This is a genomic window from Nostoc sp. KVJ3, from assembly GCF_026127265.1.
Lineage (GTDB): Bacteria > Cyanobacteriota > Cyanobacteriia > Cyanobacteriales > Nostocaceae > Nostoc.
Window position 1 is genome coordinate 262,554 of sequence record NZ_WWFG01000002.1, and the last position, 18,955, is coordinate 281,508.

The following is an 18,955-nucleotide window of genomic DNA, read 5'->3' on the forward strand; positions in this document are numbered from 1 at the left end:
TGCTTAGTACATAATTTCACAAGTTTATAGCGAAAAAATTGCCTTAATTAAACATTTGCGTTCCTCTGCGCTTACCTTTGCGTCACTTTGCGTCACTTTGCGTTTAAATTTCAACCTTTAATTCGCAACTAATTTATGCAAAGTTGTACTTAGTGAAGAATTTAGTATGTAATTAATTTTGTCGAGTTACTTAGGTAGTGATAAATCTAGATAAAATAGCACAAAAAACATGGAAATATTACACCAAGCTGAAGAAATTATCAATCAACGGTATCGCATTCTACGTAAATTGGGACAGGGCGGAGTCGGTATTACCTACGCAGCCGTTGACTTAGAAAGCGGTGAACAAGTAGCGCTGAAAGTTTTATCATTGCGCCGCATGAGTGACTGGAAAAAGATGGAGTTATTTGAAAGGGAAGCACAAATTCTTTCTCAACTCAACCATCCAGCAATTCCTCGCTACTTGGATTATTTTCAAGTAGATACTAACTCTGACCGTTCCTTTTACATAGCTCAACAATTAGCGCCAGGAACTTCTCTGGCAACGCTAGTAGAAGATGGTTGGTTTCCTGATGAAAAAGAAGTTAGGCAAATAGCTACTCAAATTCTGAAAATTTTGATTTATTTACACTCTCTAACACCGCCAGTTATTCATCGTGATATTAAGCCGGAAAATATTATTTTCACTTCTGATACCAAGAGGTTATTCCTAGTAGATTTTGGAGCAGTAGCAGACACATATCATAATACTGTGACTGGCGGCAGTACAGTAGTAGGAACTTTCGGCTACATGGCACCAGAACAGTTTCGTGGACAAGCTTTGCCATCTACTGATTTATATGGTTTGGGAACAACTCTACTATTTTTGTTGACAGGAAAATCACCCACTGATTTACCACAACGTAAACTTAAAATTGATTTCCGTTCTGACGTTAATATTTCCAAAGATTTTGCAAACTGGTTAGAACAAATATTAGAACCCGTGAGTGCCGATCGTTTTCCTTCCGCAGAAGTAGCCTTAGCAACATTATTAGGTCAAATAGGACTCATACCCCGGCTACCAAAGAAAAGTAATCTAATTGTGAAAGTAACTGAGAATAATTTAATTATAAAGATTCTCCCAGCTTTTTTATACAATAATTACAATTTTATATTTTTATTTGATTCTCTAGTTTTTATTGGTGTTTTGGGACTGATTTATTGGATGATATTTTTTGATTATTTTGGTTATTCGGTATTAACTCTCATCATCTCATCATTATGTAACTTATTATTGTTTGTGCTAGAAAAGCCAGTAGCAATATTATTGATTTTATTGTTTTCTTTTCCAATATTAATATTTAGTATCATTTTCATGGCATTGTTATATATAATATGCAAACAATTATTTTACAAGCCTTTGTCTCTTGCTACTACTTTCTTCCTGAATTCTGCATCAAGTACCCTGGTGCAAATTGACCAAGACTATATTAGACTAGAGCGATGGTTACTTGGTTGGTGTATTCAGAAAATAGAAATTTCCAAGTCAGATATTATTAGTGTGTGGTTGAAGTGTATGATAAATTATGAATTTTCTAATATCCTAATTATTTATTCTTTGAAAAAATCTCAGAAGGAAGAGAAAGAAAATATTGAAAAAAATAAACGTTTTCGGTTTGGTGCATTTTTGACGCAGCAAGAGAAAGAGTGGCTGATGTGGGAGATAAGAAACCGATGATAGACAGTATTGTTAACCTCAAGGCTTAGTGTCTTTGTTATCTGCTAGCCTATGGTAAGCTAGAGGTTTTTGTCTGCTGTCTTGAGCCTTTCTGCAACTCTATTCTATCGTCTCTTTTCATTCCATTTGTCTAATTTTCAGTAATTTCAATGCTGTTTGCATCCAGCCAATCCTGAGTTTATGACGTACTGCATCAATCCAGATTGTTCGCAACGAGAAAATCCTGATAATTGTGCAGTATGTGAAAACTGTAAAACATCACTTATACTGCAAAATCGTTACCGAATTAAGCATCCTCTGCAAATTGATAGGTATCGCTATACAGAAGTATTTGAAATTGAAGATTTAGTTAATCAGGATCAGCCCAAGATTCTCAAGTCACTCAAGGAAGTTACACCGAATTTACTACGATTATTTGAGCAAGAAGCATCAATCTTAACAAGTTTGCAGCATCCTGGTTTACCTGCTGGTGAAATGCTATTTCCTCTAGTTTTAAATACAGGTCGCCAATTACGCTGTTTTGTAATGGAGAAAGTTCCAGGTGAAGATTTACAGAATTGGCTTGATTATCATCAATGCTTAACATCCCATAAAACAGCATTAGATTGGCTAAATCAATTGATGCAGATTTTGCAATTTGTGCATGAAAATGGCTATTTTCATCGAGATATCAAGCCGTCTAATATTATGCTCCGTCCCGATGGAAAATTAATTTTAATTGATTTTGGGACGGCGCGTAATTTGTCGCAAACTATTGTTAATGGGAAATCGATCACGGTGATTCATTCTGTTGGATATACTGCTCCCGAACAACTTGAGGGACAGGCTGTTGTCCAGTCAGATTTCTACGCTCTTGGTCGGACTTTTATCTATTTAATCACAGGTATTGATCCAGCTGGCGATCGCCAGTTGGATTTAACCCATTGGTATAAATACGTTAAGGATCGACAAACCCCTCAAAAATTTATTGATCTGATTCAGGCGATGACGAATTCTCATCCACAGAAACGTCCGCCGACAACTCAAGCCATTCTCCAAAAGATTGAGAATATTTATAAGTATTCTTTGGTGCAATGGCAAAAATTATTACTAAGTGCGACTTGTGGTATTTTGCTGTTCGTCGGTGCAAAATGGCTGTATGAGGCAATAACTCTGGCTCATACTTGCGACTATATTTTAGACGATCATCTCAGTTGTGGTGAAGAAAGCCTAATTCCTGCAAGCTATTGGGGAAACGATCAGCCCCCACTAGCAAAGCAATTAGCTATTGAACAGTATCGTATCAGAAATTTTTCGGCAGCTGAAAGTCTATTTAAAACTGCTTTCAATCAGGAGCCAGATCCAGAAACTTTAATTTACCTCAACAACAGCAAAATTCAAATCCAATTTCCAGCAGCCCAGATTCGGACGATCGCTGTTGCAGCTCCTCTGGAACGTCGTACTACCACAGGTCTAGAAATACTCACAGGTGCTGCTCAAGCTCAGACTCAGGCGCTGAAAAACGGTCAACCCTTACGGATGATTATCGCTGATGATAATAATCGTGACGATAGCAAAGCTGGAAATAATGCCCGCAAAGTTGCTCAAAAGTTGGTGAATTATCCAGATTTACTGGCTGTTTTGGGTCATTACAGCAGCGAAGCCACCAAACAGTCTCTACCAATTTATACCCAAGCAGGGGTAGTTTTAGTTTCTGCAACTAGCACCTCAGATAATCTCAAAAGTCCTTTTTTCTTCCGCACTGTCCCTAGCGATCGCATTACCGCCCAAAAAATGGCAACCTACGTGTTCTCCCAATTACAACAGAGGAAAGTTGCTATTTTTTATAGTCAGGGTAGTGAGTATGCCGAATCTCTATCTAAGGCGTTTCGAGAAGCGGCTAAATCTTTTTCGGGTCATGTTATTGACCACCAACCAGCCTTCAATCTCGCTAGCGATCGCTTTAATGCCAAAGCCTCATTAAATCAAGCCAAAACCCAAGGTGCAACGGTGATTGTTCTGATCCCAGATGCCGGAGTCGGTTTGTATAATGCGATTCCCAATGCCATACGAGTAATTCGGTCGAATGTTAACCAATCTTGGATTGTTGCGAGTGATAGTCTCTACAGTGCTGACTTACTCAAACCAGATAAAGGTCTGTCGTTACAGCAAATTCAACGCCTGGTATTTGCGATCGCATGGCATCCCATAAGCAATGTTAACTCTCGGTTTGTACAACAAGCTCGAACTCTGTGGAAAATTGATCTAACTGATATTACCTGGCGAACCGCCACCAGCTACGATGCAGTGTTGGTATTAAGCAAAGCCTTGATGACAAATCCCACCCGCATCGGGATTCAAAAAACACTTGCAATGCCTCAATTCTCGGTTCCAGGCGCGACGGGAGTCATTCAATTTCAGGGGAACGATCGCTACAATGGCAAAATTACAATGGTTACAGTGCGCCGCAATTGTAATTCTAGCGGTTTTGTTCTTACAGAGAGCGATCGCCCTCTGGTATGTTACTAAGCGCCTAAAATTATTCAATTTTAGTAACTGTTATAGGTTCAGGATAAAAATATGAAGCTGGTAGATGACTAGTTGCTCAGAATCGGACATTGTGTCATCTTACCGTATTCCCAGTGCCATCTCCCCCGAAAAAAATCGCTCTCCTATCTAGGTGATTCTGTAGCTAGTTACACATAAATTACAGTTAGTAATTATTATTCATTAACTGTTTTAAATATTTTTACTATCTGCTTAACTGTCTTAACTGTCTGCTTAACTGTCTTAACTGCTATTGTATTTTATTGATAAAACTGAGATTATATATCTATTAAATTAAGGGCAATAACAGCAAAAAATAAATAAAGTAGATAATACTTGTAGTTTTAAATAGACTAAATATATTTTCTTGCCATTAATAATATTTAATTAATGATATGAGATTTATTAAAATGGACGAAATAGCCACACAGTTTCTCTTAACACATTATTTTTATTGTTACAGGCAAGATTATTAAGTATTCTCAGGAGTTCTAATGGATAGAATTATAAAAAAAAGTTATTCACTCTCTTATGGTCAAGAAGCAATGTGGTTTCTCTACCAAATTGCTCCAGAGAGCGTTGCCTATAATATATTTATTACTGCAAAACTTAATTCATATTTAAATATTGATGTTATTAATCGGGTATGGGAAAAAATTATTGAACACCATCCTATTCTTAGAACGACATATACCAGTTATGAAGGGAAACCCGTTCACCAAATTAATCAACACCAAAAATTTAATATTGAGGTAATAGATGTCAGCAGTTGGAGTGAAGACGACTTAAAAGAGAGAATTCATGCTATAGCTGACCGCCCTTTTAACTTAGAAAAAGATTCAGTTTTGAGGGTCAATTTATTTACTCGGTCGGCAAAAGAACACATTCTCTTGCTAACAATGCACCACATTGCAGGTGATATGTGGTCTTATGATTTACTGCTGAGTGAATTTCAAACTTTGTATGCTCAGGAAATTGAGCAAGCTAGTCAAAAGCAAACCCAGGCTGCAACAGATTCTCTGAGCGAGAATAAATCTTATGCAGATTTTGTTCGCTGGCAGTCAGAAATGCTAGCAGGTTCTAGGGGAGAAAAACTGTGGCAATACTGGCAACAACAATTAGCTGGTGAATTGCCTATTTTGAATTTGCTCCCAGACAAACCCCGCCCCCCAATACAGACTTATCAAGGGGCAGGATATATTTTAAAGCTAGATGAACAATTAACTCAAAAACTCAAACATCTAGCTCTAGCTTCTGGAACCAGCCTTTATCAGGTTCTGTTAGCAACATTTTATGTCCAACTTTACCGCTACACCAATCAAACAGATATCCTCATAGGAAGCCCGATGAGAGGGCGGTGGGGTAAAGAGTTTAAAGAGATTGTCGGCTACTTTTCCAACCTGACCGTTTTACGAGTTTCTGTCAAGGAAAATGCCACATTCAACGAACTTCTCGCTCAAGTCAGCAAGACAGTTAAACAAGCCCAAAAGCATCAAGATTACCCGTTTTCTCTGTTAGCAGAAAAACTTCAGCCACAACGAGATCCTAGTCGTTTTCCTTTATGTCAAGTTAGTTTCACTTGGCAAGCACAACGTTGGTGCGAACCAACAGAGAAATTATTGCACATTCAAGAACAAATGTTTGAGATGGAGCCATACTTGCTCGGACAACGGGGCGCACAGTTGGATCTGAGTTTAATGGTAAGAGAAGCTCAGGGAGTTTTAGAGCCATGCTGGCAATATAATACTGACTTGTTTGATGCTACTACTATTGCGCGCATGGCAGGGCATTTTGTAACCTTGCTAGAAAGTATTGTAGCTAATCCTCAAAAGCAGATTTGGCAATTACCTCTGCTGACAGAAGTTGAGCAGCAGCAGTTATTGGTTGAGTGGAATGATACAGGCGTAGATTATCCCCAAGATAAATGTGTTCATCAATTGTTTGAGGAGCAAGTTGAGAGAACACCGGATGCGGTGGCAGTTGTGTTTGAAAATCAACAACTCACCTACCACGAGTTGAACTGTCGTGCGAACCATTTGGCGTACTATTTACAAACTCTAGGTGTAAAACCAGATGTACTGGTGGGTATTTGTGTAGAGCGTTCTTTAGAAATGGTGGTGGGACTATTGGGTATTCTCAAAGCGGGTGGGGCTTATGTGCCGCTTGACCCAGAGTATCCCAGCGATCGCTTGAGCTTTATATTAGAAGATGCTCAAGTTAGAGTGCTACTGACTCAACAGCAGTTAGTCAACAAGTTGCCACAGCATACTGCACAGGTTGTCTGCTTAGACAGCGACTTCTTAAAAATTGCTCAAGAGTACAACACAAACCTTCTAAACACCGCAACACTTAATAACTTAGCATACGTCATCTACACTTCTGGTTCTACAGGTAAGCCCAAGGGCGTTTTAGTCAATCACAGTAATGTAACTCGTCTGTTTGCAGCCACAGAAGATTGGTATAATTTCAATCAAGATGATGTGTGGACATTATTCCACTCTTATGCATTCGATTTCTCTGTTTGGGAAATTTGGGGTGCGTTGCTGTATGGTGGACGGCTGGTAGTAGTACCTTATTTAGTGACGCGATCGCCCGAATCCTTCTATAATTTATTGTGTCAAGAAAAAGTCACAGTTCTCAATCAAACACCTTCAGCTTTCCGCCAATTAATTCAAGCCGAACAGTCAAAGAGGCAAGGGAGCAGGGAGCAGGGAGCAGGGGGGATGGGGATTCTACCCCAAGAGAACGAGAACCACTTAGCAGAAGCGGGAGACTGTGAGCCATGTTTCGCTCTGCTCCACCAAAGTAGGGCTTCGGGATCATTTCCCCCTGTCCCCTGCCCCCTCTTCCCCCTATCCCCAGAGGGGGCCCCGAGTCCCCCTGCCTCTTCATTAAACTTACGCCTAGTAATATTTGGTGGAGAAGCACTAGAACTCAAGAGTTTGCAACCTTGGTTTGAGCGTTATGGAGACCAGTTAACCCAATTAGTGAATATGTACGGGATTACAGAAACTACCGTACACGTTACCTATCGCCCCTTGCATAAAGAAGATTTACATGGCACAGCAAGCGTAATTGGTCGTCCGATACCCGACTTACAAGTGTATGTGCTGGATGAACATCAACAGCCAGTGCCAATTGGCGTTCCCGGTGAGATGTACGTTGGTGGGAAAGGGGTAGCGCGTGGTTATCTGAATCGTCCCGAATTAACACAACAACGGTTTATCTCTCATCCTTTTAGCACCAACCCCCAAGCGCAACTATACAAAACAGGGGATAAGGCGCGTTATTTGCCCAATGGCGAGTTAGAGTATTTAGGACGCATCGACAATCAAGTAAAAATTCGCGGCTTCCGCATTGAGTTGGGAGAAATTGAGGCATTACTGGTGCAACACCCAGCCGTGTGGGAAAACGTGGTGGTAGTCCGAGAGGATGAACCGGGCAACAAACGTTTAGTGGCTTATGTAGTGCCGCAGACAGAACAATCCCCCACAGTCCAACAACTGCGTCAGTTTCTCAAGGCAAAGCTACCAGAGTACATGATGCCAAGTGCTTTGGTACTGCTAGAATCGTTACCTTTAACTCCCAACGGGAAAGTAGACCACCGTGCCCTACCAAAACCAGAATTAGACAGCACACTACGAGAATTGTATGTTGCCCCACGCACACCCACCGAGGAAATACTGGTACAAATTTGGGCGCAAGTTTTGAAAGTAGAGCAAGTGGGTATTCATGATAACTTTTTTGAACTTGGGGGACACTCATTACTAGCAACGCAGCTAGTTTCACGCATCCGCAATGTTTTCAAAGTAGAATTACCATTGCGTGAGTTGTTTGCAAGAGCGACAGTTGCACAGTTGGCACAAGTGATTGGGCAATTGCAACAACAAAACTTAGAACTGTCTGCACCACCCATCTTCAGGAGGGCGGAGAATGCAGACTTACCATTGTCTTATGCTCAACAGCGTTTGTGGTTTTTAGACCAGTTAAACCCCAACAGCGCCTTCTACAACATACCTACAGCTTTGCGTCTAGTAGGAGATATTGATCAAACTGCCTTACAACAAAGCTTAGTTGAAATTATTCATCGCCACGAAGCCTTACACACCAACTTCATCGCAGTTGATGGAAAACCAACTCAAATCATTCAGCAACAGACGAATTGGACAGTCTCAATTGTTGACTTGAAGGATTTACCCTTAACCGAACAAGAAATAGTCACACAGCAATTAGCTAAACAAGAAGCGATTCAACCGTTTGACCTAGCAAAAAGCGCATTAGTCAGAGCCACATTAGTAGTGCTTTCCGAGACAGAACATGTCTTATTACTGTGTATGCACCACATTGTCTCTGATGGTTGGTCAATGGGTGTGTTTATTCAAGAACTAGCGGCACTATACAATGCTTATTTAATAGGTCAGCCGTCACCATTAACACCACTGCCAATTCAGTACGCAGATTTTGCCTTATGGCAAAGACAGTGGTTGCAAAGGGATGTACTCCAAAGCCAACTAAGTTACTGGCAACAGCAACTCGCCGATGCACCAGCTTTATTATCGCTGCCTACAGACAGACCAAGACCATCTGTACAGACTGATAACGGTGCATATCAAGAGTTTGCACTTTCACAGAAGCTCACTGGTGAACTAACACAACTGAGTCAGCAACAAGGTTGTACCCTCTTTATGACACTGTTAGCAGCCTTTGATACTCTACTTTATCGCTACACAGGACAAGAAGATATATTGGTGGGTTCGCCAATTGCTAACCGCGATCGCTCTGAGATAGAAGGGTTAATTGGCTTTTTTGTCAATACCTTAGTCATGCGTTCTAACTTGGCAGATAATCCCACTTTTAGCGAATTGCTGACTCATGTTCGAGAAGTAGCGTTGTCTGCGTATGCTCATCAGCATTTACCTTTTGAAATGCTGGTGGAAGCATTACAGCCAGAACGGGATCTTAGCTATACACCACTGTTCCAAGTAATGTTTGTCCTTCAGAATGCTCCCACATCTGGAATAGAACTGAGTGGGCTAAGTGTCAGTTCATTCCCAATGAAAGGCGCAAATTCAAGGTTTGATTTAACCTTAATCATGCAGAACAGTCCTACTGGACTGATAGGAGTGTGGGAGTACAATACTGACTTGTTCGATGCTAGAACCATTGAGCGAATGACAAGTCATTTTGTCACATTACTTGAAGGTATTATTGCTAACCCAGAACAGCGACTTTCTCAATTGCCTTTGTTAACAGAAGTTGAACAACAACAGTTACTTGTCGAGTGGAACGATACAGGGGTGGATTATCCACTCCATAAGTGCATCCATAAGTTGTTTGAGGAACAAGTAGCGCGTACCCCCGATGCAGTGGCGGTGGAGTTTGAAAATCAACAACTAACTTACCACCAATTAAACTATCGCGCTAACCAGTTGGCGCACTACTTGCAGTCTTTGGGAGTAAAACCAGATGTCCTAGTCGGGTTGTGTGTAGAGCGTTCTTTAGAGATGGTCATAGGACTACTGGGGATACTAAAAGCGGGGGGAGCTTATGTACCACTTGACCCAGAGTATCCCCAAGAGCGTTTGAGCTTTATTGTAGAAGATGCTCAAGTTAGGGTGTTGGTGACTCAACAACAACTTATTGACAGACTCCCACCTAATCAAGCAAAACTTGTTTGCTTAGATAGTGACGCTGAACTGATAGCCCAGTGCAGTCAGAAAAATCTCATTTCCGGCGTACAAGCGAATAACTTAACTTATATAATTTATACCTCTGGTTCCACAGGTCAACCCAAGGGTATAGCTATGGGTCAGCTTGCCCTTTGCAATCATATCTTATGGCATCGAGACAATCTCAAAATTTCTCGTGGGGCAAAAACCCTGCAATTTGCTTCGGTTAGCTTTGATGTCTCCTTCCAAGAAATCTTCACTACCTGGTGTTCTGGCGGTACATTGTTCCTCATCACAGAAGAATTACGCCGTGATGCTTTAGCATTGTTAGGTTTTCTGCAAGAGAAACAAATTCAGCGAATGTTTCTCCCTGTTGTCGGCTTACAGCAACTAGCAGAAGTCGCGTTGGGGAATGGCATAGTTAATACTGGTTTGCGGGAAATTATTACTTCTGGAGAACAGTTGCAAATTACTGGGGCGATTTCTGGGTGGTTGAGCAAACTAACTGATATTACTTTGCATAATCAGTATGGGCCGTCAGAGAGCCATTTAGCTACGAGTTATACCCTACCTGATGCAATAGACAGATGGCCGCTACTTCCTTCCATTGGGCGACCCATTTCTAACACGCAAATTTACATCCTCGATAAATATCTACAACCTGTACCTGTGGGTGTGCCAGGAGAAGTGTACATTGCAGGTGCGCTTTTAGCCCAAGGTTACTTTAACAGACCTCAGTTAACACAAGAGAAATTCATCTCCAACCCTTTTAGCAGTAACCCTAATTCCCGCCTCTACAAAACAGGGGACTTAGCACGTTATCTACCTGACGGTAAGCTCGAATCTTTAGGACGCATTGACAATCAAGTTAAAATTAGGGGTTTCCGCATTGAGTTAGGCGAAGTTGAAGCGGTACTTGGTCAACTGAGTGATGTACAAGCATCTTGTGTAGTTGTCCGTGAGGATACACCGGGCGATAAACGCTTAGTTGCTTATATTGTGCCGCAACCAGAACAGACAATCTCTATTAGCGAAGTACGTAACTTCCTCAAAGAAAAGTTACCAGAGTATATGGTTCCAAGTGCAATAGTCATATTGGAGGCTCTACCGCTTTCTCCTAATAGGAAATTAGACCGTCGCGCTTTACCCGCACCTGATTTTCACAGCCAATTATCGGACAGATATGTTGCCCCACGTAACCCAATTGAGGAAATCCTATCACTGATTTGGGCGCAAGTGCTGAAAGTTGAGCGAGTTGGTATTCATGATAATTTCTTTGAGCTTGGCGGACATTCTCTACTAGCAACTCAACTGGTTTCCCGTGTGCGTACCAGCTTGAAAGTAGAATTACCTTTGCGGAACTTATTTGCTGCACCTACGGTTGCTGAATTGTCCCAAAACATTCAACAGTTACAGCAACAGGATTTAGAACTAATTTCCCCACCCATAGTACCAAGGGCAAGGGATGCAGAATTACCACTGTCATTTGCCCAAACACGGCTATGGTTTTTAGACCAGTTAAACCCGAACAGCGCCTCATACAATATACCCATAGCTTTGCGTCTAGCAGGAATGCTCAATCAAGCAGCCTTAGAACAAAGTTTAGAAGAAATTATTTATCGTCATGAAGCCTTACACACCAACTTCATCACAGTTGATGGAGAGCCAATTCAAATTATTCAAACAGGAGCTACTTGGAATGTATCAGTTGTTGACTTAAGACATTTATCTACAACTGAACAAGAAATTGCTACACAACAATTAGCCCAACAACAAGCTGTTCAACCGTTTGACCTGGCAAAGCAAATATTAATCAGGGCAAAACTAGTAGTGCTGTCCGAGACAGAACACGTTTTATTACTGTGTATGCACCATATTGTCTTTGATGGCTGGTCAATGGGTGTATTTGTTCAAGAACTAGCAGCACTGTACAATGCTTATTCAACAGGTCAATTTTTATCGTTAACACCACTGCCGATTCAGTACGCAGATTTCGCACTGTGGCAAAGAGACTGGTTGCAAGGGGATGTACTGCAAAGTCAATTGAGTTACTGGCACCAACAATTAGCGAATGCACCAGCTTTGTTGCCCCTACCCACCGACCGACCCAGACCTGCATTGCAGACTTTTGCTGGGGCGTATCAAGAGTTTACTCTGTCAGTGGAGTTAACTGATTGGTTGACAAAACTGAGCCAGGAGCATGGAGTAACGCTGTTCATGACGCTGTTGGCAGCTTATGATACCCTGCTTTATCGCTACACAGGTGTAGCAGATATATTAGTAGGGACACCAATTGCTAACCGCGATCGCTCTGAGATAGAAGGGTTAATTGGCTTTTTTGTCAATACCTTAGTCATGCGTTCTAACTTGGCTGGTAATCCCAGTTTTAGCGAATTGCTGAGTCGTGTTCGAGAAGTCGCGTTGGGAGCGTATGCTCATCAGAATTTACCTTTTGAAATGCTGGTGGAAGCATTACAGCCAGAACGAAATCTCAGCCATACACCACTATTTCAGGTGATGTTTGTCCTCCAAAATGCACCTATGCCTCAAGTAGATTTGGCTGGGTTAACTGTCAGTCCACTCAAGCTAACAGGTACAACTACCAAGTTTGATTTAACTTTAATTATGCAGAATACTCCCACTGGACTGGTAGGGGTGTGGGAATACAACACCGATTTATTTGATGCTAGTACCATTGAGCGAATGACTGGTCATTTTGTGACATTGCTTGAAGGTATTATTGCTAACCCAGAACAGCAAATTTCTCAATTGCCACTGTTGACAGAGGCGGAACAACAGCAATTATTACTGCAATGGAATGATACGGGGGCAGATTATCCTTGGGATAAGTGCATCCATCAGTTGTTTGAGGAGCAGGTAGAGCGTAAGCCTAATGCCACAGCTGTTGTATTTGGAAAACAACAACTTACTTACTACCAATTAAATTGTCGTGCTAATCAATTGGCTCATTACTTGCGCTCATTGGGCGTAAAACCAGATACTCTGGTGGGTATTTGCGTCGAACGTTCTTTAGAAATGGTGGTGGGACTATTGGGGATTCTCAAAGCAGGTGGAGCTTATGTACCACTTGACCCAGAGTATCCGCCTGAGCGTTTGAGCTTTATGCTAGAAGATGCTCAAGTTTCAGTGCTGCTGACTCAACAACAACTTATTGACAGACTCCCCAAACATCAGGCAAAACTTGTCTTTTTAGATGAACTTTGGTCACAAATTGCCCAAAATAATCAAGATAATCCCAGCAGTGGAGTTAAAGCCTTTCATTTAGCTAATGTCATTTACACATCAGGCTCAACAGGTAAACCTAAAGGTGTGATGGTTGAGCATAAAGGACTATCCAACCTAGCCCAAGCACAGATTCAAACTTTCGGTGTCGGTTCTAATAGTCGCATTCTCCAGTTTGCTTCCTTCAGTTTTGACGCTTCTATTTGGGAAGTTGTCATGGCGCTGATGTCAGGTGGAACGCTCTACCTAGCAAGCAAAGACTCTTTATTGCCAGGACAGCCATTAATTGAGCGATTACGTAATGATTCTATTACCCATATCACGCTACCACCATCGGCACTAGCAGTTATGCCTGGGTCAGAACTTCCAGCATTGCAAACAATAATTGTCGCCGGAGAAGCTTGTCCTGCTGAATTAATCAAGCAATGGTCTGTTGGTAGAAACTTCTTTAACGCTTACGGGCCAACAGAAGCTACTGTCTGTGCCACGATTGGCAAAGCCACGCCAAAGGCGATCGCACAATGCAATGACAATGAGAAAATATCTATTGGTCGTGCGATCGCAAACACCCAAGTCTACATTTTAGATCGCAATCTGCAACCAGTTCCTATTGGTGTGCCAGGAGAGTTGCATATCGGTGGTGTGGGGTTAGCAAGAGGCTACCTCAACCGCCCCGAACTAACTCAGGAAAAATTCATTCCCAACCCCTTTGGTTCTGGTCGTCTCTACAAAACTGGGGATTTGGCACGTTATCTACCAGATGGCAATATTGAATACCTGGGACGCATCGATAATCAAGTAAAAATTCGGGGCTTCCGCATCGAGTTGGCAGAAATAGAAAGTCTGCTAGGACAACATAGTGATGTGCAGAACTGCTGTGTCATCGCCCATGAGGGAACAGAGGGTAACAAGCGCTTAGTCGCCTACGCAGTACCACAAAAAGATGTAACACTCACAACGGACGAACTGCGTGAGTTCCTTGCTAATAAATTACCTGGGTATATGATACCAGCCGCTTTTGTCATACTAGAGTCCCTACCCCTCACACCTAACGGTAAAGTAGACCGTCGCGCTCTGCCTGACCCGGATTTACATCAAGAACTATTAGATTATGTAATGCCAAATACGGAAGTAGAAAGAATCATTGCTGGCATTTGGCAAAAAGCATTAGCAGTAGAAAAGGTGGGAATTTACAATAATTTCTTTGAGCTTGGAGGTCATTCATTACTCCTAGTAAAAATTAATCAGCAATTGCAAGAAGAATTTGGCTTGGAACTATCAATAGTTGATATGTTTAATTACCCAACCATACATAGGTTAAACCAATATTTAAGTACTAAACTTAGCAAAGAAGCTCCAATAGAGGAAAGCAATTATCGTACTCAATCTCATGGTGAAAGTAAAGCTTTGAGAAGCCAACAATTACAATCTAGACAACAATATCGCTCTCAGAGGAAAAGATAAAAATGATCATAAATTCAGTGCATAACAGTAATGAACTTAACAATTCTGAAATAGCAATAATTGCTGTTGCTGGTAGATTTACAGGCGCAAAAGATATTGAATCATTTTGGCAGAATTTACAAGATGGTGTAGAATCTATCTCCTGGCTGACAGATGAAGAATTAATAAATTCCGGCGTTTCTCTAGATTTACTAAATAATCCTAATTATGTAAAAGCTAGCGGTGTTCTCTCAGACATTGAATTGTTTGATGCAAATTTCTTTGCTTATAGCGCTAAAGAAGCTGAGTTAATAGATCCACAACAACGCCTATTTTTAGAATTGGCTTGGCAAGCTGTAGAAAAAGCTGGTTATGACCCACAAACTTATCATGGTTTAATGGGGGTTTATGGTGGTGTGGGGATGAATAGGTATTTTCTCAACAACCTTTACCCTAATCATCAATTACTAGAAGCGCTTGACCCTCTTCAGTTAGGAATCTCTAACGATAAAGATTTTTTACCTACACGAGTTGCATATAAACTCAACTTGACTGGCCCCGCAGTAAATGTGCAAACAGCCTGTTCTACTTCTTTGGTTGCTGTGCATGTAGCTTGTCAAAGTCTCTTAAATGGAGAATGTGACATGGCTTTAGCTGGTGGAGTTACTCTGTGCATTCCTCAAAAAATAGGTTATTTGCATCAAGAGGGAATGATTCTTTCTCCTGATGGACACTGCCGTGCTTTTGATGCTAAGGCACAAGGGACGATCGCTGGTAGCGGTGCTGGGATTGTGGTATTGAAAAGATTAAAGGATGCGATAAGCGATCGCGACCACATCCATGCAATCATTAAAGGCTCGGCCATCAATAACGATGGTGCAATGAAAGTCGGCTACACTGCGCCTAGTGTCAGCGGTCAAGCAGCAGTGATTGGCGAGGCTCAAGCTATAGCTGGTGTAGATGCTGAAACCATTTCCTACATCGAAGCTCATGGCACAGCTACACCTTTAGGAGATCCGATTGAAATTACAGCTTTAACTCAAGCTTTTAATCAAACTACCGATAAAAAAGGTTTCTGCGCTATTGGTTCGCTAAAAACCAACTTAGGACATTTGGATACAGCAGCAGGTGTGGCAGGTTTGATTAAGACTGTATTAGCACTGCAACATAAAATGCTGCCTCCTAGTTTGCACTTCGAGACACCTAATCCCAAAATTGATTTTGTTAACAGTCCTTTTTATGTCAATACAAAATTGACTGAATGGAAAACAAATAATATCCCTCGCCGTGCTGGAGTTAGTTCTTTTGGTATGGGGGGTACTAATGCTCATGTAATTTTAGAAGAAGCACCAACTCAATTAAAAATTAAAAATTTAAAATTAAAAAGTGAATATTTTCTGTTATGTCTGTCGGCTAAGACTGCGAGTGCGCTGGAGAAGGCGACGGCTAATTTAATTACACATTTGAAAGAGCATCCAGAACTAAATTTAGGTGATGTAGCTTATACCCTTAATAGTGGTCGCCGGGGTTTTAATTACCGACGAATGTTAATTTGTCAAGACTTAGAAGATGCTGTCAAAGGTCTTAGCAGTTTAGATCCAAAACAAGTTTTGACAAATTATACAGAGATTACAGAACGGCCTGTTGTCTTTATGTTTCCTGGTCAAGGTTCACAGTATGTCAACATGGCGCGGGAAATTTATGAAACCCAGACAGTATTTAAAGAACAAGTTGATTATTGCTCAGAAATTCTTAAACCACAACTAGGGTTAGATTTGCGTCATATTCTCTACCCCAGCGACGAAAAGATTGATGAAGCATCAAAGCAACTTCAACAAACAGCGATGTCTGACGACAAGCTGCTTCGCATCTACGCTCAACCTGCTATTTTTGTAATTGAATACGCCCTAGCTAAATTATGGCAGTCTTATGGAGTAGAACCACAAGCTGCGATCGGTCACAGTATTGGCGAGTACGTCGCAGCAACCCTAGCAGAAGTTTTTTCTTTAGAAGATGCCTTATCTCTAGTAGCAGCACGCGGACAGATGATGCAGCAACTTCCCACTGGAGCAATGCTTTCTGTTCCCCTACCCGCAGACAAGCTAACATCCTTATTAGGGTCAGAACTTTCTGTTGCAGCAATTAATCAACCCTCACAGTGTGTAATTTCCGGTTCCACAGCAGCAGTAGATGCACTACAAAATCAGCTTGCTGCTCAAGGCATTGAATGTCGCCGTCTGCATACTTCCCATGCCTTCCATTCTCAAATGATGGAACCAATCTTAGAAGCATTTGCAGAGCGAGTCAAAAAAGTTACTTTAAATCCCCCAAAAATTCCTTATATCTCCAACCTAACTGGTACTTGGATTACAGTTACACAAGCCACAAATCCTGACTACTACGCTCAACATCTACGTTCCACAGTGCTGTTTGCCGAAGGTGTAGAAAAATTATTAGCAACACCTGAGCAAGTCTTACTAGAGGTGGGGCCAGGACATACACTAACTACATTAGTAAAAAGAAATCCAGACAAAGCAGACACACAAACGGTCTTAACTTCGGTACGTCATCCTCAAGAAAAGCAATCCGATATTCGTGTTTTATCTAACACATTTGGTCAACTCTGGTTGGCTGGAGTTGAGGTAGATTGGTTTGAATTTTATAGTCAAGAAGAGTATTATCGTCTTCCCTTACCGACTTATCCCTTTGAACGCCAACGTTATTGGATTGATCCCCCACAAAAAGCAGCTTGGGGGCAGTTGGAAATCTTGCCCACAACATCACAATTGTGGACATTGCTTACACAAGCAGGTCAAAAACAAGCAAATACTAGAAATGCAGAACTCAACGAGTTAACCTATCAAGAGAATAGACAGTGGTTGGATCGTTTATGTACAGCCTACATTAACTTTGCATTCAAGCAATTACGTGCTTTTAGGAATTCCGAAGAAAAGTATTCTTTAGAGAATTTGTTGGCGCAATGTCATATAACTCCCCGCTATCAGCAATTGTTATCTAGATGGTTGCAAATATTGGTTGAACAAGGACAACTACAGCAACAAGAGGGGTTATTTAGTGAGCTAGTGCCATGTTCGCAAGATTATATTAATGAACATTTAGAAGAAGTCAGAGCGAGGTTCGCGGCTTCATCTTTAGTAGATTTAGATTTAGTGCAACGTTGTGGTGAAAATTTAGCTGCTGTTGTTATTGGTGAACAAGAACCATTAGAGATTTTCAATGAACTGGTTTACCAAAAGGAAAACAACGGTTCATATTCAGAATCTCCCTTAATTAATTACTACAACTCCATCTTGCGCTCAAGTTTGAAACAGGTAGTCAAATCATTGCCATCATCGATTCACCTGAGAGTTCTAGAAATCGGTGGAGGTACTGGTGTGTCTACGCAAGCATTATTACCTATGTTGCCATCCAAACAAACCAATTATACTTTTACTGATATTGGTAGCGGCTTTCTAACTCAAGCCCAACATAAGTTTAAAGACTATCCATTTGTTGAATATCGATTACTAGATATAGACAAATCACCAACTGAGCAAGAGTTTGAAAAGTATAGCTTTGATGTAATAATAGCCTCTAATGTGTTGCACGCAACTCGGAATATAGATCAAACACTTCATCATGTACGCTCTTTATTAGCTCCTGGGGGTTTTCTGCTAGTGTGGGAAATAACTCAGCCGAAAATAGACTTTGATATTAGTTGGGGTCTGCTGTTGAAACCTTTAGACGATAAAAGACGCAACCCAGGTCAGCCTTTTATTATCAAAGACCAGTGGTTTGAAGCACTACACGAGCAAGATTTTGTTCAAGTTGCTGCGTTTCCTGAAACTGAAGCGTTGGAACATCAAATTATTATGGCTCAAGCTTCTGCATCAGCCGCATTTAGCACAAAATCTAGGCAAAGAGAGGCTGACCAAAATTTAGAAATTTCATTACAAATCAAGCCGGATGTTTTTCAGCCAGAAAAATTATCGGCACTCTACTCCAGACCTAATTTACGCAATTTATATATAGCTCCTCGTGATAAGATTGAACAAATAGTTGCCGATATCTGGCAAGAATTATTAGGAATTAAGCAGGTGGGAATTCATGATAATTTTTTTGAATTAGGAGGAGATTCCTTAACAGGCGCTCAAGTTATATCACGACTAAAAAATACTTTTTCTACCCGATTATCTGTAGCAAGTTTGTTTGAATCTCCGACAATAGCTGAAATAGCACCAAAACTAGAAAGACAACCAGAGTCAGATATTAACTTAGGTGCAATTGATAGAGAAGAAATAGCAATTTAAATAACAAATAATTTTAAATCACGAATTACGAATTAGGCGAGTGGGGG

General features: G+C 41.1%; 4 protein-coding genes. All 4 read left to right on the forward strand.

Annotation, left to right across the window (positions count from 1 at the left end; all coding sequences use genetic code 11):
- Positions 1-229: 229 nt before the first annotated feature.
- The 4 genes from GTQ43_RS17325 to GTQ43_RS17340 all read left to right on the forward strand — a co-directional run bounded on the left by GTQ43_RS17325 (position 230) and on the right by GTQ43_RS17340 (position 18,908).
- Positions 230-1,717 (forward strand): serine/threonine protein kinase, encoded by a 1,488-nt coding sequence (locus tag GTQ43_RS17325; RefSeq protein WP_265273986.1) that lies wholly within the window; start codon positions 230-232, stop codon positions 1,715-1,717.
- Positions 1,718-1,897: 180 nt separating this feature from the next.
- Positions 1,898-4,225, forward strand: coding sequence for a bifunctional serine/threonine-protein kinase/ABC transporter substrate-binding protein (locus GTQ43_RS17330; protein ID WP_265273987.1), 2,328 nt, complete (start codon positions 1,898-1,900; stop codon positions 4,223-4,225).
- Positions 4,226-4,737: 512 nt separating this feature from the next.
- A complete protein-coding gene (locus GTQ43_RS17335) occupies positions 4,738-14,619 on the forward strand; it encodes a non-ribosomal peptide synthetase (RefSeq protein WP_265273988.1) in 9,882 nt (3,293 codons plus the stop codon).
- Positions 14,620-14,621: 2 nt separating this feature from the next.
- Complete coding sequence (locus tag GTQ43_RS17340; protein ID WP_265273989.1) at positions 14,622-18,908, forward strand: beta-ketoacyl synthase N-terminal-like domain-containing protein; 4,287 nt, start codon at positions 14,622-14,624, stop codon at positions 18,906-18,908.
- The last annotated feature ends 47 nt before the right edge of the window (positions 18,909-18,955 follow it).

Bases quoted from the DNA above. Each gene is read 5' to 3' on its own strand.
- GTQ43_RS17325 (WP_265273986.1), top strand. From the start codon at position 230: ATGGAAATATTACACCAAGCTGAAGAAATTATCAATCAACGGTATCGC.
- GTQ43_RS17330 (WP_265273987.1), top strand. From the start codon at position 1,898: ATGACGTACTGCATCAATCCAGATTGTTCGCAACGAGAAAATCCTGAT.
- GTQ43_RS17335 (WP_265273988.1), top strand. From the start codon at position 4,738: ATGGATAGAATTATAAAAAAAAGTTATTCACTCTCTTATGGTCAAGAA.
- GTQ43_RS17340 (WP_265273989.1), top strand. From the start codon at position 14,622: ATGATCATAAATTCAGTGCATAACAGTAATGAACTTAACAATTCTGAA.